Raw genomic sequence first — 20,174 nt, 5'->3', positions numbered from 1 at the left:
GTCAGGTGAGCCGGGACAGGACGGTTCTGCCGTGTGCGCTGAGGGCGGCGTCGTTCTCCTGGTGGCCCTTGACCAGAGCTGTGGCCGCCTCGATGGCGCCGAAGGAATCCAGGAGGCGGCGTTCGGTGTCGTTGGGCGAGCGTCCGTAGCCGTCGAAGAAGGCGGCGCGGAGGTGGGGTGCGGCCTGCCAGCGTCGGAATTCGAGCCGGGCGAAGTCGCGGACCCGGGCGTCGCGTCGCATGTGTTCGAAGTCGTAGATGCCGAAGGTGTCGCCGAGCAGCCAGTTGCGCGGCTGATAGTCGAGGTGGCAGATCGCGCTGTCCATGTGGCTGGCGCCCAGGATCACCACGTGGTGCTTCAGCAGGTTCTCCTCGGCCGCGTCGAGCAGGTCGGCCTGGACAGCCCGGTCGATCCACCCCTGGAACCGCTCGGCGAGCGAGGCGCCGACGGCACCGCCCTGGGGCATGGCCGTGGCCCGGTGCAGCTTGCCCAGCACGTGCCCGGCCTCGTGGTGGACCAGTTCCTCCTCGAGTGAGCCCGGAGCGAAGGTGTCCGCGAGGTCGCCTGCGAGCGCGGTGAGCAGCAGGGTGCGGGTGGCATCGTCCCGGCCGACTAACTCCGGGGCATGGCCGCTCAGATGGGTGACCCACGCCCGGTAGGCGTGGAGTTCTCCGGCGTACCGGTCTCGCTCGGCGTGCTGCTTCGCTATGAACTGACGCCCGTCGTCGGCCACCAGGCGTACGACGCGGGGCGGGAGCGCGGGGTCCGCTGCGATGTCGACTGCGCCGAGGAGGAGGTGCGCCAGTTGTATCCGGGGGTCGCGCGAGGTCACGATCACGGGGTCGGCTCCGGCGTGAGGAGACTGAGGTGCTCGGTGTCGTTGTGCCGGTCGAGCATCCAGCGGTTCTGGCCCAGGCGGTTGCGGTGGTGCTGCCAGCGGGTGATGGAGGCGTGGTTGTGGGTGAATCCGGCGGGCGAGCCGATCGGGATGCCGAGCAGCAGGGTGTGCGCGGTGATCACCGTCTCCCCGTGGGCCGCGAAGACGACGCGCTTGCCCCGGTTCTCCTCGATGAGCTGGCTCAGGTTCCTGCTGGCGCGCTCCAGGAATCCGTTCCAGGTGTCGGAGCCGTTGGCCCAGGGTGTGTCGGGGTGGGCGTGCGGCCCGCCGTCGGCGGCCGTCTTCACCGCGTCCCAGGGCCGGCCATCGGCGTCGCCGTGGACCGGACCGTCGAGTCGGTCGTCGTGGTGCACGGGGATCTGGAGGGTCTGGGCGATGATCTCGCCGGTCTGGACGAGCCGGATCCGCGGGCCGGTGTAGATGACGTCGAAGGGCTTCTTCAGGTGCTCGGTGGCCAGGCGGCGTGCGGCCTGTTCGGCTTGGGCGTACCCGAGGTTGGTCAGGCCGGTGCAGGTGCGCGGGCCCCCGACCAGGCCGTCGGCGTTGCACTGGGCCTGGCCGTGCCGGACGAAGACGAGTTCGGTGGTGATCACGAGGCTCCTCGGTGCGTGAAACGGAGGGGCAGGCTGTAGTGGTAGCCGTTGCGGCCGACGTACGGGGCGGTGAGCACGGCGTGCAGACCGAGGAAGCTGTCGAGCTGACCGCGGTCCGTCGTGCCCAGCCTGGCGTCGTGGCGTCGGGCTGCCGCGTTGTAGGTGAGCAGGGCGGTGGTGACGGCTTGGTCCGTGAGCGGCCCGTAGGTCAGGTGAAGCGTCGCGACGAGCTTGGCGAGGTCGTAGCCCATCGGGGCGAGGGACAGGTCGTCGGTGTCGACGGCGACGATGTCTTGCGTGGTGATGATGAAGTTGCGCGGGTTGCTGTCCTTGTAGAAGGCGCACGGTCCCTCGGCGGTCGCTTCCAGCAGGCCGAGCATCGCGTGCAGCGCCGTCTTGTTCGGCAGGTAACCCTGCTCGTGGCGTCGCCGCAGAGCGACCCTCCGGGGCCCGAGGTAGTCGTCGAACTGCGTGCCGTCCTCGAAGTGGTGCGGGGCGTCCAGCGACGCGGAGTGCAGGTCGCTGGCCCAGGCGGCACCGTGAGCGTGACCCAGCAGTTCCGCCACCCGCGGAAGGTCCTCGGGACGTACGGGGCGGCCCTCGATCCGTTCGAACGTCAGGAACCGCGGCCCGGCAGTGTGGAGGGCCGGCTGCCGCAGCGGCTTGGCGTGCGCGGTGAGCCAACGGTAGTGGCGCACCGCCCCCGCCGCGCGCTCGGGTTCCGCGTAGTGCTTGGTGAACGGGGCGGGGCTCATGTCGGCTCTCCTCCTTCCTTCGGCTGGGCGACGACGAAGGTGATCCGGGACCGGGTGGTCAGCGGCTGGTCGGGAAGGAACTCGTGCAGGGTCGCCGCCAAGGCCCCGGGGTTGCCGTACAAGCCGGGCGGCAGGTCGTACTTGGGGTTGGTGGCCAGGTACTGCGCCGAGTGGTCGTGGCCGTCGAAGGTGAAGACGTGCTCCTCGTCCAGGACGGCGATCACGTCGAGTGAGGAGCCGGCAATGTCGGCCAGGTTGTCGCTGTGGGCTGCGGTGTACAGGCTCTCGTGCTGGGCCGCACGCGGATCGAGACCGGCGCAGGCGACCAACTGGTCCATCTCCCGGTAGCTGTCGAGGCCCTTGGTGACGAGCACGGCCACACCACCGGGGGCGAGGACCCTGGCGATCTGTCCGACGACGTCCTGGGGGCGCGGCGAGTGGTAGAGGCAGAACGCGGCGACGACGACGTCGCTCGACCTGTCGGGCAGAGGGAGGTCGTGGAAGTCGCCTTCGACGAAGTCCACCGTGCTGTCGGGCAGGTCCTTGGCGCGCTCGCGGGCCTGGGCGAGCAAGGAAGGGGCGGCGTCCAGGCCCACGACGCGCTCGGGCCGGAGCTGCTCGGCGATGACGAGGCTGCTCGTGCCGCGGCCGCATCCGATGTCGAGCACCACGCCGAGCCGGTCGGGTCGGGCGTGGTGGGTCTGCACCAGGCTGACGATCGTCTCGGGCACCGGGTGTCCGGCGGTCTTGGCGCGCATCAGGGCGCTGGTCCGCCCGGCCAGCCGCGAGGCGTGTCCGTACAACTCCGACTGCCGGGCGGGGTCCAGGAACGGGTTGGGCTCGTTCATGCCGCGCCCCCTGACCGGGGGCGCGGACCGGTCAGGGCTGCTCGGCGGCGACCTTCCGCATCCAGCGGCGCGTCTGACGCCGGTTGGCCAGCAGCACCACATCGGCGCCGGAGCCGAACTCCTCGATCTTCGCCATCACGCGGGGCCGCATCTTGCGCCGGTACGTGGCGACGTACTTGATCACGCCCCAGTGGATGCGGTTGTGCACCCCGTTGCCCTTGTGCCCGGCCCCGTGCCGGATCTGCCGGGAGAAGATCCCGTACAGCGCCGCCACGGTCGACACGTCCATCAGGACCACCGTATCGCAGGCTTCGAGCCGTACCTGCAGCGTCGAGTTGTAGTTGCCGTCGATCACCCACCGCGGCTGCGCGACCAGCTCGCGCTGGACGTCGGTGAACTTGTCCATGGGCAACGCGTTCCACTCGTCGTCGTAGAACGCGGCGTCCAGGTGCGTCACCGGGGCGTCGAGGATCCTGCCCAGTTCGCGGGCCACGTGGGATTTGCCGCTGCCTCCGCAGCCGACGATGGCGACCTTCTTCATGGTGCTCCAGCGTAGAGAGGTTCGGGTGTCCGGCGGACCCATCCTCCGGGACGCGCCCGGAGAACCCGCGCGCCGTCGTTGATCGAGCGGTCTGCATCAGGCAGCTCCCCGCTCGGTCGCGGTGGACTGGAGGAGGCCGTGCAGGACGGACTCCAGGGTGTTGACCTGCTTGCACAGGCCGAACAGGCGCAGGCGGTCCACGCACGCGGCGATCAGGGCGGCGTGCTGCTCGGTGCCGGCGATCTCGCGCAGGCAGGAGAGGCGTTCGAGCACGTCGTCGCCTGAGCGCACGACCAGCTCCTTCGGGACGAACCGGTCGGCGAAGCGGATGTCCGCCGGGGCCAGGGGCAGGCATCCGGCGAGCACGGCCTCGAAGATGCGCTGGGTCATCTGCCCGACCGCGGTGTACCGCTCGGGCAGCATGAGCACCGTGGCCAGGGAGCGGCCGTAGACGCCGGCGGCGTCCTCGAACGGGATCCGGCCCGCGAAGCGGACGTGCGGCCAGCGGCCGGTCTTCGTCCACTTCCCGGCGACCAGATGCTCGACGCGGGCGGCGGCCGGGGCGAAGAAGCGGTCGAAGGGCTCGTCCCGGTCGTACTGGTTGCCCACGTAGCCGAGCGCGAGATCCCGAGGCCGCGCCGCGAGGGTGAGGGGATCGGTCTGGGCGAGGAGGTCCTCGGCGACGGGGAAGAGCAGCGAGTGCGCGCCGGGGGTCGGGGTGAGCGCGGCCTCGCAGACGCGGGTGTGGGCCGTGCGGCGCCACACGCTCTCGGCGCGCAGGGTGCGGTCCTTGTCCCAGATGACGGTGGGCGTCCGGTGCCGGGCCGTGTAGTGGTTGATGAGCTGGGCCTGCCGATGGAGGTCGCAGGTGTGCCCCTCGCTGCCGCACACGGTGGTGTTGCGGCCGGGGATCGCCCAGCGCCACTCCAGGAACAGGGCGTCGATGCCGGGCAGGCCGTCGTCGAAGGTGTACGCGCCGCCGAGGTCGTCACCGGCTTCGAGGCGGTCGCGGTCGGGCTGGAGGAAGACGATCTCGTGACCGCGGGCAAGGAGGGCGTCGATGAAGGGGCGGCGGTGGCTGCGGCCTCCGTCGGGGGTGTCGGTGATGCCGTTGCCGAGGAAGCCCCAGAAGCTGTATCCGATCTTCATTTGGTGATCCACCGCCCTTCGAGGAGCAGGGCGTCGAGGCCGGAGTTGGCCAGGCAGTCCAGGGCCATCTCGGGTGTCCCGCAGATCGGCTTGCCCTTGACGTTGAGGGAGGTGTTGATCAGCACGGGGATGCCGGTTCGGCGGCCGAAGGCGGTCAGCACCGCGTGCATGAACGGGTTCTGTGACCGGGTGACGGTCTGCAGGCGGGAGGTGTCGTTGGCGTGCACGATGGCCGGCACCCGCTCGCGCGTCAGGTCCGTCACACCGGAGGCCATGGACATGTACGGGGCCGGCTGGCCGAGGGTGAAGAATTCGGCGGCGCGCTCGGCGGGGACCATGGGGGCGAAGGGCCGGAATGGCTCGCGGAACTTCACGGTGGCGTTGAGCCGCTCGACGACGCCGGGCTCCAGCGGGGAGGCGAGGATCGAGCGGTTGCCCAGGGCACGCGGCCCGGCTTCGACCCCTCCCTGGAAGAGTCCGGCGATCACGCCGTGGGCGAGCTGGTCGGCGAGGAACTCGGCGGTCTCGATGCCGAGGGTCTTCTGGTGGAGGCCGGGCCAGGGGGTCAGGTCGAGGGGCTGGTCCTCGTAGGAGGGGCCCAGATAACAGTGGCGGGCGATGCCGGCGACCGGGCGAGGCGTGCGCGCGTCGACGTGGACGGCGAGCGCGGCCCCGATCGCGGTTCCGGCGTCGCCCGGTGCCGGCGGGACGAACACCTCGTCAAAGATGCCAGCTTCGATGATCTTCCCGATGCTCACGCAGTTCGTGGCGACGCCGCCGCCCACGCACAGGCGCCGGGAGCCGGTGAGCACACGGGCGCGGCGGGCCAGGTGAACCATCACCTGCTCGGTCCGCTCCTGAAGGGCAGCCGCCAGGTCTCGGTGGACGTCGGTGAGCGGCTCGCTCGGGTGCCGCTCGGGGCAGGTCTCGGCGACGAACCGCCGGGACGTCCTCGGGTAGCCCGAGGTAAGGGTGCGCGCCGGGAAGTAGCCGGGGTGAATGCGAAAGCCCGTGGCCGTCGTGCGGACGGCCGTGGTGAACAGGTGCCGGAAGCGGGCTGGGTCGCCGAGGGCGGCGAGCGCCATGACGGTGCCTTCCTCGTCGCCCCGCCGCCAGCCCAGGTGCTCGGTGACGGCGCCGTACACGTAGCCGAGGGAGGCCGGGTCGTTGATCGCTTCCAGGGTCTGGACGCGGGGGTGCTGAACGCCATGGCCGTGAGCGATCGTGGTGGTCTGCCGTTCGCCGAGGCTGTCGACGACGAGTACGGCCGCTTCGTCCCAGCCGGAGGCGGCGTAGGCCGTGAGCTGGTGGGCGCGATGGTGCAGGACCGATGTGACGCGGGCCGAGGGGAACTGGCTGCCGAGGACGCGCAGCCGCCGCCGGGTGCGCAGGGCGACCTTGGCGAACCCGTGGGCGCGAGCCAGGCTGCGGTCGCGCGTGGCCGACGAGAGCGCCGTGCGCAGGGCGACGGGCGACTCGGCGAGGTAGCGGGCGGGCTGGAAGTTGTAAGCGACGGCGTCCACGTCGCTGGCGCTCAGCTTGGCCTGGTCGAGGAGCCAGCCCACGGCGCGGGCCGGGTAGAGCTTGGTGTGTTTCTGCTCGGAGAGGCGTTCCTCCTCGACGAAGCCGACGAGTTCACCGTCGACGAGAAGGGCAGCCGAGGAGTCGTGGGTGTACGAGCACAGGCCGAGGATGACGGAGGGGGGGCGCTTCATGGCGGCGGTCACCTTGCCCCGGCTGTCGCGGCGCGATTGGTCGAGCGCCGCTCCAGCTCTCCGTACCAGGCGGTGAGGGCCTGGCCGAGGGGCCCGTCGATCGTGTCGGCCGCCCGCCACGCCTGCTCGCGCTTGCCGTCCTTCCACAACCGGTAGCTGCGCAGCGTCTCGGCCATCGCATCCCAGCCGGGGTGGCCGGTCACGTCACGGGCCTCGATCTGGTCGAGCAGGCCGTCGAAGCCGTTCCAGGGTGTTCGCAGGTCGGGCATGATCCCGCTCGCCGGGAGCGAGGTGAGCGTGTCGGCCTGTTCGATGTGCTCGTCGTAGATGTGCAGCGAGCCGATGTGCAGGTGAAACTCGCCGAGTTCGGCGTCGAGCCATCCGGCGACCAGCTCGTGCAGCACGGTGTAGAAGAACACGTCGTACGGCATGCCGATCCATACGTCCTGGCCGCGCATCATGGTCGCCATGTGCAGGCGGCCGGCGCGCAGGTGGAACCGGAACCCGAGGGTGCACGGCACGTCCTTGTGCCCTGCGGCGTCCTGGGCCGGGTCGTAGAGCTGGATCAGGGCTCGCCGGGAGTCGGGGTCGGCTTGGAGGATCTCGACGACGCGGGCGAGCTGGTCGACCTTGCCACCCCAGTTCCGCATCCTGGGGCCGTACGCCCCCAGGAGGACGCCTTCGTCGGCGAACTGCCGCAGCCGGTTGTTGTAGTCGAAGATCCACGGGGCGTCGGAGCCGGACAGGTGCCAGACCGTCTCGGCGACGGCGAAGGCCGGATTCACGATGCGGGCGGGCGGGGCGTAGAGCAGGCGGGCACGCGGCTGGGTGAGCAGCAGGTGCACATCGCGGACTTCGTGGGTGGCCATGCCCCGGGGGCTGATCTTCTCGCCGGACTTTGCCAGCGTGACGGCGCCGGAGAACAGCTCGGCGATGCTGTCGGCTGTGAGGGATGTCATCGGACGGATGCTCCTTCGTCCTTGGGCGACGCAGCGGCGCCCGGATGGTGGTGGGTGGAGTCGTCGGCCCTCGGGCCGGAGGTGGCGCGTTCGGTGATGAGCCGGGCGATCCGAGTGGCGCTGTCGCCGCGCCACCGGCAGACCGCGTCCAGGGCCGCCCGCGGGATCGGCGCAGGGCCCGCGCGCAAGCCGGAGAGTGCTTCGGCGACCTCATCGGCGGCTTCGCACCGGGTCGCCAGTCCGTGACTGGTCAGGCCCAGGGTGCGTTCGCCCGGCGGGCCGATTTCGAGGACCGGGATGCCGAGCAGCGCGGCTTCGATCCCGCACGTCGAGTACGCGCTCGCCAGGACGTCCGCGCCGGCGAGGCAGCCTCGGGCTCCGACTCGGGGATCGGCCACCGCGATGGGCGGCCCGGAGCCCCGCTTCACCAGAGCGGTGAAGGCGTCGGCTCCCTGCGCCGGGTGTGGAGCGATGACGAGCCCCCAGTCGCCGTCCGCCTCGGCAAGCCCGTCCAGGAGGAGGTCCGCGTGGGACTTGAGGTGATCGGGGTTGAAGGGCTGGCAGGCCCACACCGCGATCCGGGTCGGCGCGCGTCGGCCTCCCGGAGCGAGCAGGTTCTCCAGGTACCGCCGTTGTGTCTGGCGGCTCAGGCTGGTGAGGACGTCGAAGCGGGGCTGCCCGAGGACGTGCACCTCGGCCTCGGGGTGGCGCGCCCACCCTCGGCCCAGGGCAAGGTCCCGCTCGCCCATGACGATGATGTCGCGGCTGTGCAGGGCCAGCCAGGCGACCGATTCCGGCGTCCACGCCCCGTGCTGGACGTGCACCGAGTTCGCTCCGTGCCGCTCGGCGGCGTGCGCGGCCAGCACTCCCAGTGGGCTGGTGTCGTTGCTCAGCAGGACGGTGTGCGGCCGGGTGGTCGACAGGATGTCGTCGAGCCAGCTCTCCGCCCGCACCACCGTCCGCCACGACGGTTGGGTGCAGCCCCCGCTGGTCTCCAAGAGAACGGACAAGAGCCTTACGAGCCGAGCAAGTTGGATGCCGTGGCCTTCCACTTGGACGACGTGCTCGTCGTCGGGGCGGTGGAGGCCCTCGACGGTGCCGGAGGCGGTGAAGAGGTCGCTCGGAGCCGCGCGCAGCTCGAAACCCGTTGCCGGTCCCGCGCTGCATCGCTCGGCGGCGTCAGTGGCGAGATCGAGCAGGAGGCTCCTCTGCCCGCCTCGCGCCAGCTCGGCGAGAACGGGGGTCAGCGTGGCGGCATGGCGGGAGGTCCACGACAGCGCCAGAACGTCCTGCCGTCCGAGATCCAAGGGGAGCGGACTCGGTTCCGTGTTCGCCGTACTCGTCCGGGCGCGGTTTCGGAGCTGGGCGGAGCGGGTCGGGTTGTGCGGTGCCGCAGCACCGAGCACGTACGCGACGCCGGACCATGTCACGGTGTAGGCCAGGTACTCCCGCGAGCTGCTCGAACGCAGTCCCACGAGACCTTCGTAGGGGGCCAGGATCAGAGGCCCTGGGGCGGAGGCGAACGGTGCCCAGGAGTTCAGGGCCAGGAGCTTGCGCACAATCTCGGCGACGAAGCGTCGCACGGGGACGTGCTGAACGTGGAGCCAGTCGGCTCCGCCCGGGGTGGCGGCCCACTTGGCGCTGTAGCGGTCGACGGCCTCCATGACGTCTTCGACGCCGGAGCGCAGTAACTGCTTGTCGACGGCCGTCGCATCAAGCTCCGTCGTGTGGATGTGGTCGGTTCGCGCGTGCGCCAGGGCGCCGGTTCCGACGAGAGTCCACGTCGGCTTCCCGACGTTGGAGGAGCGGACCAGGCCGAGGCCGCCAGTGGTGCGGGGGCTCACACCTTGCTCCCCTCGACGAGCTGCTTGGCGGGGAGGAGGCTCAGCAGTTCCCTGGGGGACGAGACCGTCTCCGGGGCGGGAGCCGTCGGCTGCCCGTAGCCCCACCCAGCGTGCACATAAGGGACGCCGGCGCGTGCGGCCGACTCCTGGTCGACCGCCATGTCACCCACGTAGACGGCGGAGGCGGGGTCGACTCCCAGGTCGACCAGCGCCAGGAGGAGCGGGTCCGGGGCCGGCTTCGTCCGGCCCGCGCCGGCGGGCGTGCGGATGGTCGCGAAGGGACACCCGAGGCGCGCGAGGAGCGGGGCCGCCCGGTCGACGTGCTTGGACGTCACGACGCCCAGCCGCCAGTCGGCGGCCACGAAGGCGTGGAGCGTCTCGACGATGCCGGCGAACTCCTCCGCGAGGTGCGCGGTGGCCACGGACTCCGCCTCGTACGTCCTACGGACCGCCTCGGCATCGGTCACGCCCAGGCGCTCCATGATGTCCCCGAACTCGCGACCCAGGTGGCGCTCGTAGTCACGGAACGGGAGCGCGACGCCATGAACCTCCTGGACCCTCTGCCACGCCCTCCGCATCACGGGACGCGTGTCGAGGAGGACCCCGTCGAGGTCGAGGAGAAGAGCGCGCGACCCGTAGTCGCTCGGCGCGGCCGGGGCGGGTGGCGATCCGCAAGCGGGAACGGTCATGATCATCCTCTCGTCAGGGTGTCGTCGTGCCTCAGAGGGCCGAAGCCGGGGCAAGTTCCAACTCGGGGTACTGGGACGGACCGCCGGCCTCCTCGAACGCCGCGTCGAGCAGCGCGACGTGCAAGCGGTCCCATCGCCCTCGGGACTGCAGAGCACGCCCGTGGCGGGTCAAGGCCCACGCCTTGAGGGCCGTCGGGTCCTGCATGAAGTTCCGCGCGTTCTGCCGCAGGATGGCGGGGGTGAACACCCTGAGATTGAGGCCGGTGCGCCAGAACTCAAGCCACCACTGGCACATCAGGAGCGGACCCGATTCGTCGTCCTTGACGTGGTCGGGGTGGTTGCGCACCCAGATCGGGTCCAAGTCCGTGTGTGTGGTGCCGACTTCGAGCATGCGGCCGTGGGCCTGGTGCACTGCCAACTCCAGGGACTGGCGGTGATGCTGGCGACGCTGGGCGATGTGCACCGCGGACGCCAGGGCGATGGTGGTGGCCAGAGCGAGAACGGGACGGTTCATCTGCGACCTTTACTCGGGGATGGATGGGGCGGTGCGGCAACCGGCGGCGGCATCCGGGGCAGTGGTCGTCGCCGCCGTGCTCGCTTGAGGAGAGTCAGGCCGCGTCCGGCGGGCCCTCAGCCGACGGCGAGGTCAATCCGTCCGGCACGGCCGGCAGGCGCGCGAGCCGGTGAAAGCGCGAGAGGTCGAAGCCACGCCCCTGAACCTCACCAGCGGGCACGGCGAAGAGGTCGATCCCCTCTTCGCTGGGTGCCGAAGGGGCGGCCTCCCTGATGGCGAGGAGCGCTTCGCCCTGCTCGCGGTGCGGGAGGAGGCGCGGCGCACGATCGATGTGTCCCTCGAAAGTCATGGTCAGCCCTCGGTCAGGTGTATTTGAAGGTGAGGACGAGCACGACGCTCACGGCGACGATCAGGGCGATCTGGGCGCTGATCTGCCGCCAGCCCCAGCCCTTCCTGTCCATCCAGAGCAGCGGACGCCTTCAAGTCGGCGCGACGGGCTCCTCGGAGATCACGAGGTGGAGAAACGCCCGGCAGTGCTCGCCCAGGTGTTTGATCACGGCGTGGTACTCGTCGTCATCGGAGCTGATGCTGTGCCGGTCGAGGACGAGCACGCCGTGGGCCAAGCCCTCTCGGAGCTGTCGCTCGGCTTCCCGCCATCCAGGTCGATCCCAAGGCGGCGTGTAGACGCCCTGGCTCGCACTGGATGCCGGGAGGTACGTCGTGGTCACCGGGACCGCCACATCGTGGAGCCGGGCGGTGATCGCGTAACCAAGCTGGTCGGCCTCAGCCTGTAGCGTCTCCCAGTCCTCGTCAGGTCGGGCCCTCGGACTCGGTACCAGGCTGTACGCCAGCACGCGCAGCGCCTGATCGGCCTGCGCGCCGACGGTCTGACGGCAGAAGTGCTGGCGCAAGCCTCGGAGTTGGCCAGCTCGGGACCGGCGCTTCACCTGGGCAGAGGTGCGAGGCCAGCTCGGGTAGTCACGGCCAGCGGTCGGCGCCCCACCGCCCGTGTGCTTCTCTCGCCCCCGATCAAAGGCGACGAGGCTCAACACGTCGGCTCCGTGCTTGACTGTGTTGTGCGGCGACATGGGGGTGCCTCCGTGAGAGTGGGGATGACCGCGTACGTCGTCCGGCCGCCGTCCGCGACGCCCCACCGAAGCGACAAGCAGGCGACGAGGTGCAGCCCTCGACCGCCGAGGCCGGCGGCACTCGCACGTTGCCGCCTCGCCGGTGCCGTGCTGTCGTCGGTGACTCGGATTCGAAGCTCGTGCTCGTCGTGTCGCAGTCGCAGTCGGACGTCCCCGGAACCGTGAATGATCGCGTTGGACACCAACTCCGAGACGACGAGCCGGGCGTCCTCTGCCGGCGTCTCCGGCAACGACCAGTGCTTCAACACGGTGGCCGTCGTTCGTCGCGCTTGAGCGACGTGCACATCTACCGGCTCCATGGCCATCTCGAAGACGTGAGAGGCCAGCGGACACCGAGCGGTCGAGGCGCCGACGGCGTGGGCGCCATCGTCGTCGCCCCGAGGTCGGGGCGGCGTTGCTGTCCGGTGCGTGGTCATGAGCACATCGCACCGTGGCTGCGCGATCCGGGACAGGGGAAACCGGCGGGGGGAAATCTTTGTCAAGGGGGGGAAACCAGGGCGGAGTTGAGGGGAGTATTGGCTTTCTCCCACGGATAGGGGTCAAACTCATGGCGGTGGATCCATTTGCCGAGTTGCTCCGTCACCTGCGGCGTAACGCGAATCGGACGCAGGACGAGCAGGCTGGTGCGATCAACGCCGCCTCCGGCCGGGCAACGGTGACCCGCCGGGAGGTGAACCGGTACGAGAACGGTGCGAATGTTCCGACGGACCACACCCTGGGGAACATCGCTTTGGCCTGTGGCGTCCCGCTGGAGCCGCTACTGCGCGAGGCGAAAGCCGCCCGCGCCAGGCGGCGAGAGAAGAACAAGGCCGAGGCGGAGGACCTGGACGACGTGAAACGCCGAACGCTGCTGGGAGGCGCAGTCGTCGGTGCGGCTGCGGCTGCGGAGCCCTGGGGCCGACTGGCCTACGCACTCAGCAAGGGTTCCAAGATCGACCCTGAGTCCGCGGCGGTGCTTATTGATCATGCCGCCACGTTGCACGTGGACGAGCTGAACGAGAGTGCGCTCAGCCTGCAGTCCCGCGTCGAGGCGCACTTGGACGCGATCACCGCAGCCCTTCCCCGCGCCGGAGCCCACGAGCGAGCCCTGACCATCGCGGCCGGGGAGACTGCCGCTCTTGCTGGGTGGGTCGCCTGGGACCTCGGCCAGCAGGACAAGGCCTCTTCCTATTACGGAGTGACCTCGGAGTGCGCGAAAAAGGCCGGACACCCTCCGCTGCGCGCTCTCGCTCTGGGCTACGCGAGCTACGGTGCCCCCAGCCCGGCGAAGGCGCTGGAGATGCTTTCGCAGGCAGCTCAGGACGTACGCGGACGTGGCAACGCAACCGCCGCAGCGTGGGCTCTGGGCCGGTACGCGGAGGAAGCCGCCCAGTCAGGCGATGACGCTGGCGCCCTTCGTGCTCTCGATCAGGCCAAGTTCGCTTATGACTTCGCCGACCATACGAGCGAGCAGGCGTGGGTCCGCTTCGTGACGCCATACCGCATGGACTCGTTAACCCTCTCGGTCTATGGCGAACTCGCGCGTCAGGAGCTGACCGCCACGGCCGACTCCGCAGTCGAGCGCCTCGGCGGCGAACTACCCGAGTCCGGCGTGGTCGTCCTGGGTGACCTGGCGTCCGCCCTTCTGCGCGGCGGCGACATAGATCGCGGAGCCTACGTAGCGCACCAGTTCGCCGCAGCGGCGGAGTCGAAGCCCAACACCATGGGCCGGCAGCGGGCTCAGGCCATCGCTGCCGGGCTCCCCGACACTGAGCATGACCTGGCCAGCCACCTGCTGACGTTCGCGACGCTGTGAAGCGTCCAAGCGCAGGGGCTCGGTGAGAGCGAGGCGCTGCGGTGGTGACCTCTACTGCGGACGCGTCTCGTCGACGACCCAGGACAAGTACGCCTCCGACCCTCCGGTCACAGGCAGCGTGACCCACTGGGGGACGTCGTACGGGTGCCTCTCGTGCAGCCATGCCTCTAGCGCGGGGAGGCGATCCGACGACGTCATGTAGGAGATCCGCCACTCCTGAGCCGCCTCGACCTTCCCCTGCCACCAGTAGAAGGCGTTGATGGGCGCATCGATGTGAACGCCCGCCGCCAGTTTGCTCTCAACAGCGCCTCTGGCGAGGGACTTCGCCTGCTCCTCGTCGTCACTCGTCGTCTGCGCGATCACGATCTCGGGGTCCATGCGGCTACCTCTCCAGCTCGGGTACCGCGACCCTATCTATGTGTTCGACGCAGGCCAGCGGGTGGTAGCCGGCGGGAGACTACGCAAACGCGCTGATTGCTTCTGAAGCACCTGTGATCCCGCGAAAGGAACGCTTCTTTGACGTCACTGTGAAGGCGCAGCAGGTCGGCCTTGACCACCCGGTGGGCGTTGCCGGGGCGCAGACTCGCCAAGACCGATCTGGACATCAGACCGCCTGACCGGCCACGACACCGCAAGCGCACCCTTAGTAGGTGGCGGCGTACTGCTGGAGGAAGGTCTGCGCCGCCTTGTTGATGGCCTTCACTGGATCTGCGGTGCGCTGGAAGTTGAACCACTCCCCTGCGATCCGCAGCCGGGTGAACTTCTCGTGGAGGTGGCTCTCCAATGGAAATCCGCCCGGCGACTGCCAGCGCAACACTATAGGAGACGCTGACCCGATCTGGAGCTGCTTCAGGCGCTTCTGGATGTTCGCGGCTACACCGATCTTTATGGACTTCGGGTCGGATTCGGTGGACACGGCATAGACCCACCGGGAGTCCATCTCGTTGGTGCTCTCCGCCTCGGGCACACGTGACGCCCGGACCTCTGAGCAGGCCTGACAAACCCCTCTCAGGCCACCGCACGAGCACTGGCCGCAGTCGTCGCAAGGCACGCACGGTTGCTGGTTGGCTAGAGGTATCGCCTCGAGGTTCACGGAGAGGAGGAGACCCAGACCGTGGTGCTCACGCTTGTCGATCGCACCGACCGCGGTGAGTTCAGCAAGGACTGGTAGCAAAGCGTCCGAGTCGGTCAGGCCCACAACATGTGCAACGTGGTCCAGGTCGAAGGTGTCGCTGCCCTCGTCGACCTGTTGGACTGCGGCAAGGACAGCGTATGTAAGGCGGGCGGTGGGGCTGAGCTCCTTGTTGAGAAGGGTGACGGCGTCGACCAGGACGGCGTAAGGGTGGCGGCGGTAGACGCGGATGAGGAGCCTCCTTCGGCGAAGGCGGCCCGCAGTGTTCGGGCCGCCATGTGATGAAAGCGCCGGGCGCGCGGATCCGTTCCAGAGCGGCCCCGGCCGACCGCCTATGGAGAGCCGTCGAACTGCCGCCGCCTTGCGGCAGCCGCACGGTGCCCAGTCGGCGCCGACCGAGGGTGGACCTTCACCCGCGAGTGGGCGAGCACTACGCGCCCGCGCGCTCACTCTTCGTACGGGGCCTCCCAGAAAGAGTCCTCCGAGTCAGCGGCCTCTGCCTCAGCTATCTGTTCGGCGATCTCCCTGCGGATGGCCACCGTGTCCGCAGGAGACCACCCCGAGCCGCTCCCGAAAGGCAGTGCACGGTCGCGGGGCTGGTACAGCTCCTCGCTTTCCAGACCGCGGCGACAGGCGCGGCACTTCCAAGGCCGGCGCAGGGTGATCCACTGCCTGAGCCCGCACCAGGGGCACACCGCGAAGTACGCGCTGGGCCCGTGAGCGGCGGCCCAACTGGCGTAGCCTGACCGGCTGCGAGCGACCGTGATGCCGCCGTGGGTGCGTTCCGCGACCCAGCCAAGGAGGACCATCTCGCCACCGGGCCACGCGCAGGCGCAGGGGCCGTCGCAGCGGCAGGCGCGCGCCTTGCCCAGCTCGACGGCCTTCTCCTTTCGGGGGGTGGCTGGTCCCTTGACCTCAAGCCATGTCCCGATCTCGGGCAGCCAGAAGTCCGGCAGGTAATGCGCCCCTGACGGCAGGGTTATTCGCTCGGGCTCGTACTGCCAGAGGATGCTTTGGGTGTCGAGGGTGCGGGCCCAGTCGGCTTCGAGCCGAGAACGGAAGGTGGTACCGCTGTACACCGTCGATATGGCCTCGATGGGCTGGCCCTCTTCGGGGAGGTCCGTCACGGCGTCTCCGTTCTGGGTCAGTTCTGCGCCGCCCCGCAATTTGACCGCTAACCTCGCGCTTTCATGAAGCGACCTGTCCGACGGGTGGTCACGTGGGCGAGACGTGCTTCTGAACAGCAAGATTACGGCTTCTCTACTTTGTTGGCCATCACCGAGTTCGCCCTCAACATTGGCGAAAGGCTCCACTCACAGGCTGGTCGGTGCTACTGGCCGAGATGGTCCGCAAGTCCGTTCCGAACAAAGCGATATCGGCGGCACTCACGCCGTGGCGCAAGCCGCATGCCGTGCACGATCCGGGGAAGATCCTGCTGGGTGTGGCTTTGGCCGTCGCACTCGGCCGGGGCTGTCTGGCCGACATCGGCATGCTGCGGGCCGAGCCGGATGTTCGGCCCGGTGGCCTCCGATCCCACAGCCTTCCGTGTCATCGACAGACTCGCCGCACGATGCCCCGAACGTTCTGGGCGGTACGTCTACGGGATCGTGTCCGACGAGCAGATCCGGCAAGGGGACTGGTGACAACCTTGGACCTGCGGCTCTGTGGCGGCTGATGCGATGCTCGCCGAACCTGCCAAATCGTCGGACGCTGCAGCTACGGTCAGGAGTGAAGCTACTACCGCGACTTCCTCGTCGACTGAGCGCCGAGGAGGACCCGAGTACTGACGAGGACGCATGGCCGAGGACCAGGAGTACGACGAGGTCGACGCAGTTGTTCGTATCCCCAAGGGCGAGCACCTCGCCGACTCGCGGAAGAGCGAAGGCTGGAAGCGTGGGTTCACTCCCAAGACGAGTGACAAGGGGCCGGAGCACGTTGAGATCCGCCTGACGGCCGAAAACGAGTCAGGTTCAACAGACAAGCCCGAGATCGGCTACGTCACCGAGTACGTGGCGGATCAGCGTCCTCAGCTCACCCCCGGCCAACAGGTCGTGGCTGACATCGCGGGCCAGATCATCGGTGATCTCGTAGAGATCGCGAAACCTCGCGTTGCCCACTGGTGGCATACCCAGGCCGTGCCGGTCCTCGTTGCCAAGGGCGAAGCCTTAGTGCTGAAGCAGCAGGCCCGCAGAGCCCAGAAGAAGGCCTTGCGGGCCGGGGCCACGACGACACCTCCTGTTGCCGTCCCAGGGGTAGAAGCTGACGCGCCTTCCCAAGATCTGGCCACCGCGCCCAGCGACCCGAAGGTCACTGTTACGAGCGAGCAGTTCCAGCAGATTTTCATGACTTGGCTCGCTCGTGAGGACGCCCAGCAGGCGCTCTGGAACCTCATCGTGAATGCCGAGGTCGAGGACGGCGGTGTTGCCACCCTGGCATGGCAGCAGGAACTGAAAGAGCTTTCGCCTGAGCAGCGAACCGACCGGGTCATGGAGTTTCTCGCCACCAACCCCTCGATCCTGGAGGACTTCGCTCGTCAGCTCATGGGCAGCATGGCCCTCGGGCTCGGCGAGACGGCTCTCAGGCGCGACCGGGCGTAGGGGGCCGCGCCGTTTCAGGATGGCGCGTCACTAGAAGGGGCCTCCGACCTGCGTCGGAGGCCCTCTCCAAGGCAAAGCCGCTGGTGGCGTCGGGCTAGGCGGGCTGTACGCCGGGTTCTGTCGCTCGACCAAAGACAAGGGCACTAGCCAATCTTGGCCGATCAGGTCGCGCGATTCACCGCTTGAGCTTCCAGCCATGCCTCTACCTCCGGCCAGCGGTAGCGCAAATAGCGGCCGACCTTGTGGGCTCGCGGCCCCTGGTGTCGGTGATTCCATACGTAGACCGTATTCAGAGGTACGCCCAGGAAGTCGGCCAGCTCCTCCGCGCTCATCAAGGGACAACGGTCCCCCGCGCCACTGGCGGCTTCTTCCGCACGGGCAGTGGTTCGACGCATGGTCACTCCAAAACGGTTCGAAGCGGGCAGGAAAGAACCACGTGAGCGGTACTCCGCTGTGGTGGTGGGCGAACGTTTGCATTGAATTCCGGCCGGACCAAACAGAGGGTCTTTCGGCGAAATACCTATGACTCTTGCGAACTCTCGAAGGACACAGGCGAATCTTCGCTGAGGGTTCGTCGAGCCCTCGTCGAACCCTCAGCGAGCATTCGTCTAGGTGAAATCTTCTCTACCACTCTGCGCCCTTTGTCGCGAAGACCCCAAGAATGCATTTGACATCTTCAGCTCGCCTGGATCAACATCCAATTCACTCAGGGCGCGATGAACGGGCAGACAATCTCGCCGTCGACGATGACCCTGATTGAAAAGAGTCCACAAATAGACTCAAAGGGCCGATGGAAACTAGGAGTTGAGTCGATGCCGTACGATCGCTGGCACAAGTCGCGCCCGAAAGACGGGGAGTCGACCTGCAAGGAACACGGCAAAGTTCCGACGCGGGATCACGGGACGGGGAAGCGGTGGCAGGCCCGATGGCGCAACAGGGAAGATGTACAGCAGACAGAACTGTTCCGCACCGAGGTCGAAGCCCGCAGGCATGAGACCAAGATGCGGTCCGGCGTGGACGACGGTTCGTACATCGACCCTCGCGCCGGGGAGGTCAGGGTCAGCGAACTCGCCCTTACTTGGCTCAAGGGGCACGAACACAAGAATCCACGGACTTACCGACGCCACAAGGAGCGGATTCTCCTGCACGTCGTTCCTACCGCAGTGGGGAAGATGCGCGTAAAGGACGTGAACGCCTCGTCTTTGCTGGACTGGCTGCACGACCGTCGCAGGCTGCTCGAAAGTTCCACGCTGCGCCTGGTCTTCGACAATCTTCGGGCTGTCTTTGACCTGGCCGTGGACGACAGCCTGATACACAAAAATCCGTGCCTCGCCAAGTCGGTGCAGGACGCCAAGCCAAAGCGAGGAGGTGGCGGCCGGGTAGATCTGACCCTAACGTGGGAGGACACCGAGAAGATCCGCGCCGAACTTCCCGACCGCTACAAAGCACTTGTTGACTGTGGTCGCGGCCTGGGTCTGCGGCAAGGTGAGATATTCGGCCTGTCACCAGAAGATATCGACTGGACACATCCAGACGGCGCCATGGTGCACGTGCAACGGCAAATAGTCCACGACGGCTCGTTCCTCGTATACGCCCTCCCCAAGGGCGGAGACGACGAGGACCCGAAGGACCGGTGGGTCGAGCTGACCGACGACGTGGCCATCCCCCTGCGCGAGCACATGGAGAAGTACCCGCCGATCGAGGTGACCCGACCGTGGGGCAGCAAAGGCGGCTCCCCGGTCACGGCGCGGCTGATCTTCTACACCCGGGAGAAGACCGCCATTCAGTCGAATTGGTTCAACTCCTACCGCTGGAAGCCCGCCCTGGCGTCGGCCGGCCTCATCAAGCCCCTTGAGCCCGACGCGAAGGGACGACGCTGGGAGAAGTCCCGCGACGTGATGATGCACGCGCTCCGACACCTGTACGCATCGATGATGATCAACGGCGGGGTAGACGTGTACACGCTCGCGGACCGCCTCGGACACGCCGATCCCGCGTTCACCCTGCGTAAATACGTGCACCGGGTCGTGGGCGCCGGTTCCAAGGTCCGCATCGCGGTCCGGAGCGCCTACACCAGGGCCGCGTGACTCCTGCTCCATTCGGCTTGTGCAACAACCGTGCAAGATGATCTTCGAGAGATGTAATTTACGCAGGTCAGAAGCTTTGCATATGAGTTCCGCGACATCTAGGACCCGCGTCCACGGCGGCACCCGCGGGACTCCTCCGGGGCCGCGCGAGGGCACGGCGAAGGCCCGGACCGAGTGGTCCGGGCCTTCGCCGTGCCGCGGGGGCTGTTCAGCGGGTCGCTCAGTACGCGGAGTCGACGTTGTCGATGGAGCCGTAGCGGTGCGCGGCGTAGTTCGCGGCAGCGGTGATGTTCGCGACGGGGTCCGTGGTGCTGTGGGCGGTGCCGGCGACGTGGTAGGCGTTGAACGTGGGGTCGATCACCTGGAGCAGGCCCTTGGACGGGGTGCCCTTCTGGGCGTTGACGTCCCAGTCGTTCTGGGCGTTGGGGTTGCCGCCGGACTCGCGCATGATGTTGCGGTGCAGGCCCTCGTAGCTGCCGGGGATGCCGTTCTTCTTCATGATGGCCAGGGACTTCTTGATCCAGCCGTCGAGGCTGTTCGCACCGCCGGCCGCGGCGGAGCCGCTGTGGCCGTCCCGCACGGAGGCGACGACGCCGTGGGCGGCCCGCGGGGCCTCGGCGGCGTGCGCGGAAGCCGGCATCAGGGTGAGGGCGGCGGCCGCGGCGCCGGTCGTGGCGATGCCGGTCAGAGCGAGGGAGCGCAGGCGGGCAAGGCGGCGGGGGGCGGTGATCGCGGTCATGGGGAAGGAACTCTCCTGTAGGACGTCTTTCGAGGCGCCGGCCGGAAGTTCCGGTCGCGGCCCGCAGGGCGTCGGGGCGAGGCCCTGTGCCGCAGGGCGCGGCGTGCTCGTCCGGCGATCGACGCCCGGTCGGCTCTGCGGCTTGCGGCAACGTCCAACATGGTTAGCGGC

Annotated in this window: 23 protein-coding genes and 1 pseudogene; 5 read left to right on the top strand and 19 right to left on the bottom strand. The window is 68.6% G+C overall.

Going from position 1 to position 20,174, the window contains the following annotated elements; genetic code table 11:
* Nucleotide 1: 1 nt before the first annotated feature.
* From ACF073_RS05290 to ACF073_RS05225, 14 genes are all read right to left on the bottom strand, one after another.
* Nucleotides 2-838, bottom strand: coding sequence for an aminoglycoside phosphotransferase (locus ACF073_RS05290; protein WP_392067007.1), 837 nt, complete (start codon nt 836-838; stop codon nt 2-4).
* Nucleotides 835-1,491: a histidine phosphatase family protein gene (locus tag ACF073_RS05285; RefSeq protein ID WP_384009840.1), complete on the bottom strand. Its 657-nt coding sequence runs from the start codon at nt 1,489-1,491 to the stop codon at nt 835-837. The genes ACF073_RS05290 and ACF073_RS05285 overlap by 4 nt, the downstream gene beginning before the upstream one ends.
* Nucleotides 1,488-2,246: a phosphotransferase gene (locus ACF073_RS05280; protein ID WP_392067006.1), complete on the bottom strand. Its 759-nt coding sequence runs from the start codon at nt 2,244-2,246 to the stop codon at nt 1,488-1,490. Before ACF073_RS05280 ends, ACF073_RS05285 begins: the two co-directional genes overlap by 4 nt.
* Entirely contained in the window at nt 2,243-3,094 is an 852-nt protein-coding gene (locus ACF073_RS05275) for a class I SAM-dependent methyltransferase (RefSeq protein WP_392067005.1), read from the bottom strand. Before ACF073_RS05275 ends, ACF073_RS05280 begins: the two co-directional genes overlap by 4 nt.
* Before the next feature lie 31 nt (nt 3,095-3,125).
* Nucleotides 3,126-3,635, bottom strand: coding sequence for a topology modulation protein (locus tag ACF073_RS05270; protein WP_392067004.1), 510 nt, complete (start codon nt 3,633-3,635; stop codon nt 3,126-3,128).
* Nucleotides 3,636-3,731: 96 nt separating this feature from the next.
* Nucleotides 3,732-4,784, bottom strand: a complete 1,053-nt coding sequence (locus tag ACF073_RS05265; protein ID WP_392067003.1) for a hypothetical protein — start codon at nt 4,782-4,784, stop codon at nt 3,732-3,734.
* Nucleotides 4,781-6,499, bottom strand: coding sequence for a carbamoyltransferase (locus ACF073_RS05260; RefSeq protein ID WP_392067002.1), 1,719 nt, complete (start codon nt 6,497-6,499; stop codon nt 4,781-4,783). The genes ACF073_RS05265 and ACF073_RS05260 overlap by 4 nt, the downstream gene beginning before the upstream one ends.
* Before the next feature lie 8 nt (nt 6,500-6,507).
* Entirely contained in the window at nt 6,508-7,458 is a 951-nt protein-coding gene (locus ACF073_RS05255) for a thymidylate synthase (RefSeq protein WP_392067001.1), read from the bottom strand.
* Nucleotides 7,455-9,302, bottom strand: a complete 1,848-nt coding sequence (locus tag ACF073_RS05250) for a hypothetical protein (RefSeq protein WP_392067000.1) — start codon at nt 9,300-9,302, stop codon at nt 7,455-7,457. The genes ACF073_RS05255 and ACF073_RS05250 overlap by 4 nt, the downstream gene beginning before the upstream one ends.
* A complete protein-coding gene (locus tag ACF073_RS05245; RefSeq protein WP_382791120.1) occupies nt 9,299-9,991 on the bottom strand; it encodes an HAD family hydrolase in 693 nt (230 codons plus the stop codon). Before ACF073_RS05245 ends, ACF073_RS05250 begins: the two co-directional genes overlap by 4 nt.
* Before the next feature lie 31 nt (nt 9,992-10,022).
* Nucleotides 10,023-10,505: a DUF6082 family protein gene (locus ACF073_RS05240; RefSeq protein ID WP_392066999.1), complete on the bottom strand. Its 483-nt coding sequence runs from the start codon at nt 10,503-10,505 to the stop codon at nt 10,023-10,025.
* 94 nt (nt 10,506-10,599) lie between these two features.
* Nucleotides 10,600-10,854 carry a hypothetical protein gene (locus ACF073_RS05235; RefSeq protein WP_033949325.1) on the bottom strand — a complete coding sequence of 85 codons (255 nt, stop codon included), beginning with the start codon at nt 10,852-10,854 and terminating at the stop codon, nt 10,600-10,602.
* A gap of 130 nt (nt 10,855-10,984) precedes the next feature.
* Complete coding sequence (locus ACF073_RS05230; RefSeq protein ID WP_392066998.1) at nt 10,985-11,416, bottom strand: hypothetical protein; 432 nt, start codon at nt 11,414-11,416, stop codon at nt 10,985-10,987.
* A gap of 134 nt (nt 11,417-11,550) precedes the next feature.
* On the bottom strand, nt 11,551-11,952 hold the full coding sequence (locus ACF073_RS05225; RefSeq protein WP_392067698.1) for an ATP-binding protein: 402 nt from the start codon (nt 11,950-11,952) through the stop codon (nt 11,551-11,553).
* 248 nt (nt 11,953-12,200) lie between these two features.
* On the opposite strand from ACF073_RS05225, the gene ACF073_RS05220 reads away from it, so the two are divergent.
* Nucleotides 12,201-13,448 carry a helix-turn-helix domain-containing protein gene (locus tag ACF073_RS05220; RefSeq protein ID WP_392066997.1) on the top strand — a complete coding sequence of 416 codons (1,248 nt, stop codon included), beginning with the start codon at nt 12,201-12,203 and terminating at the stop codon, nt 13,446-13,448.
* A 51-nt stretch (nt 13,449-13,499) separates the two neighbouring features.
* On the opposite strand, the gene cutA is transcribed toward ACF073_RS05220, so the two are convergent.
* Both cutA and ACF073_RS05210 read right to left on the bottom strand, forming a co-directional pair.
* Nucleotides 13,500-13,826: a divalent-cation tolerance protein CutA gene (cutA, locus tag ACF073_RS05215; RefSeq protein WP_392066996.1), complete on the bottom strand. Its 327-nt coding sequence runs from the start codon at nt 13,824-13,826 to the stop codon at nt 13,500-13,502.
* A 265-nt stretch (nt 13,827-14,091) separates the two neighbouring features.
* Nucleotides 14,092-14,646 (bottom strand): GIY-YIG nuclease family protein, encoded by a 555-nt coding sequence (locus tag ACF073_RS05210; RefSeq protein ID WP_392066995.1) that lies wholly within the window; start codon nt 14,644-14,646, stop codon nt 14,092-14,094.
* Between the two features lie 12 nt (nt 14,647-14,658).
* On the opposite strand from ACF073_RS05210, the gene ACF073_RS05205 reads away from it, so the two are divergent.
* Complete coding sequence (locus tag ACF073_RS05205) at nt 14,659-14,862, top strand: hypothetical protein (RefSeq protein WP_392066994.1); 204 nt, start codon at nt 14,659-14,661, stop codon at nt 14,860-14,862.
* Nucleotides 14,863-15,026: 164 nt separating this feature from the next.
* Here ACF073_RS05205 and ACF073_RS05200 read toward each other — a convergent pair whose 3' ends face one another.
* On the bottom strand, nt 15,027-15,707 hold the full coding sequence (locus ACF073_RS05200) for a hypothetical protein (RefSeq protein ID WP_392066993.1): 681 nt from the start codon (nt 15,705-15,707) through the stop codon (nt 15,027-15,029).
* 200 nt (nt 15,708-15,907) lie between these two features.
* On the opposite strand from ACF073_RS05200, the pseudogene ACF073_RS05195 reads away from it, so the two are divergent.
* Nucleotides 15,908-16,148, top strand: a pseudogene (locus ACF073_RS05195) (transposase); the annotation flags it as partial.
* Nucleotides 16,149-16,376: 228 nt separating this feature from the next.
* The gene (locus ACF073_RS05190; protein WP_392066992.1) at nt 16,377-17,177 is read left to right on the top strand and encodes a hypothetical protein; all 801 of its coding nucleotides are present in this window, start codon (nt 16,377-16,379) and stop codon (nt 17,175-17,177) included.
* A 161-nt stretch (nt 17,178-17,338) separates the two neighbouring features.
* Here ACF073_RS05190 and ACF073_RS05185 read toward each other — a convergent pair whose 3' ends face one another.
* Nucleotides 17,339-17,509, bottom strand: coding sequence for a helix-turn-helix transcriptional regulator (locus tag ACF073_RS05185; protein ID WP_392067697.1), 171 nt, complete (start codon nt 17,507-17,509; stop codon nt 17,339-17,341).
* A gap of 480 nt (nt 17,510-17,989) precedes the next feature.
* Between ACF073_RS05185 and ACF073_RS05180 the strand changes: the two genes are divergently transcribed.
* Nucleotides 17,990-19,264, top strand: coding sequence for a tyrosine-type recombinase/integrase (locus ACF073_RS05180; RefSeq protein ID WP_392066991.1), 1,275 nt, complete (start codon nt 17,990-17,992; stop codon nt 19,262-19,264).
* A 220-nt stretch (nt 19,265-19,484) separates the two neighbouring features.
* Here the strand turns inward: ACF073_RS05180 and ACF073_RS05175 are convergent, their stop codons facing one another.
* Nucleotides 19,485-20,003, bottom strand: coding sequence for a transglycosylase SLT domain-containing protein (locus ACF073_RS05175; protein WP_392066990.1), 519 nt, complete (start codon nt 20,001-20,003; stop codon nt 19,485-19,487).
* Between the last annotated feature and the right edge of the window lie 171 nt (nt 20,004-20,174).

The sequence above is a fragment of the Streptomyces sp. NPDC015171 genome (assembly GCF_043079545.1).
Taxonomy (GTDB): domain Bacteria; phylum Actinomycetota; class Actinomycetes; order Streptomycetales; family Streptomycetaceae; genus Streptomyces.
The sequence above is the reverse complement of the archived record's forward strand: the minus strand, read 5'-3'. Positions and strand labels throughout refer to the sequence as shown.

Excerpts from the sequence above, each read along its gene's own strand:
- ACF073_RS05270 (WP_392067004.1), bottom strand. The coding sequence starts at position 3,635 with ATGAAGAAGGTCGCCATCGTCGGCTGCGGAGGCAGCGGCAAATCCCAC.
- ACF073_RS05245 (WP_382791120.1), bottom strand. The coding sequence starts at position 9,991 with ATGACCGTTCCCGCTTGCGGATCGCCACCCGCCCCGGCCGCGCCGAGC.
- ACF073_RS05190 (WP_392066992.1), top strand. The coding sequence starts at position 16,377 with ATGGCCGAGGACCAGGAGTACGACGAGGTCGACGCAGTTGTTCGTATC.
- cutA (WP_392066996.1), bottom strand. The coding sequence starts at position 13,826 with ATGGACCCCGAGATCGTGATCGCGCAGACGACGAGTGACGACGAGGAG.
- ACF073_RS05280 (WP_392067006.1), bottom strand. The coding sequence starts at position 2,246 with ATGAGCCCCGCCCCGTTCACCAAGCACTACGCGGAACCCGAGCGCGCG.
- ACF073_RS05180 (WP_392066991.1), top strand. The coding sequence starts at position 17,990 with ATGCCGTACGATCGCTGGCACAAGTCGCGCCCGAAAGACGGGGAGTCG.
- ACF073_RS05220 (WP_392066997.1), top strand. The coding sequence starts at position 12,201 with ATGGCGGTGGATCCATTTGCCGAGTTGCTCCGTCACCTGCGGCGTAAC.
- ACF073_RS05260 (WP_392067002.1), bottom strand. The coding sequence starts at position 6,499 with ATGAAGCGCCCCCCCTCCGTCATCCTCGGCCTGTGCTCGTACACCCAC.
- ACF073_RS05275 (WP_392067005.1), bottom strand. The coding sequence starts at position 3,094 with ATGAACGAGCCCAACCCGTTCCTGGACCCCGCCCGGCAGTCGGAGTTG.
- ACF073_RS05225 (WP_392067698.1), bottom strand. The coding sequence starts at position 11,952 with ATGGAGCCGGTAGATGTGCACGTCGCTCAAGCGCGACGAACGACGGCC.
- ACF073_RS05255 (WP_392067001.1), bottom strand. The coding sequence starts at position 7,458 with ATGACATCCCTCACAGCCGACAGCATCGCCGAGCTGTTCTCCGGCGCC.
- ACF073_RS05185 (WP_392067697.1), bottom strand. The coding sequence starts at position 17,509 with ATGAGCGCGGAGGAGCTGGCCGACTTCCTGGGCGTACCTCTGAATACG.
- ACF073_RS05265 (WP_392067003.1), bottom strand. The coding sequence starts at position 4,784 with ATGAAGATCGGATACAGCTTCTGGGGCTTCCTCGGCAACGGCATCACC.
- ACF073_RS05240 (WP_392066999.1), bottom strand. The coding sequence starts at position 10,505 with ATGAACCGTCCCGTTCTCGCTCTGGCCACCACCATCGCCCTGGCGTCC.
- ACF073_RS05235 (WP_033949325.1), bottom strand. The coding sequence starts at position 10,854 with ATGACTTTCGAGGGACACATCGATCGTGCGCCGCGCCTCCTCCCGCAC.
- ACF073_RS05175 (WP_392066990.1), bottom strand. The coding sequence starts at position 20,003 with ATGACCGCGATCACCGCCCCCCGCCGCCTTGCCCGCCTGCGCTCCCTC.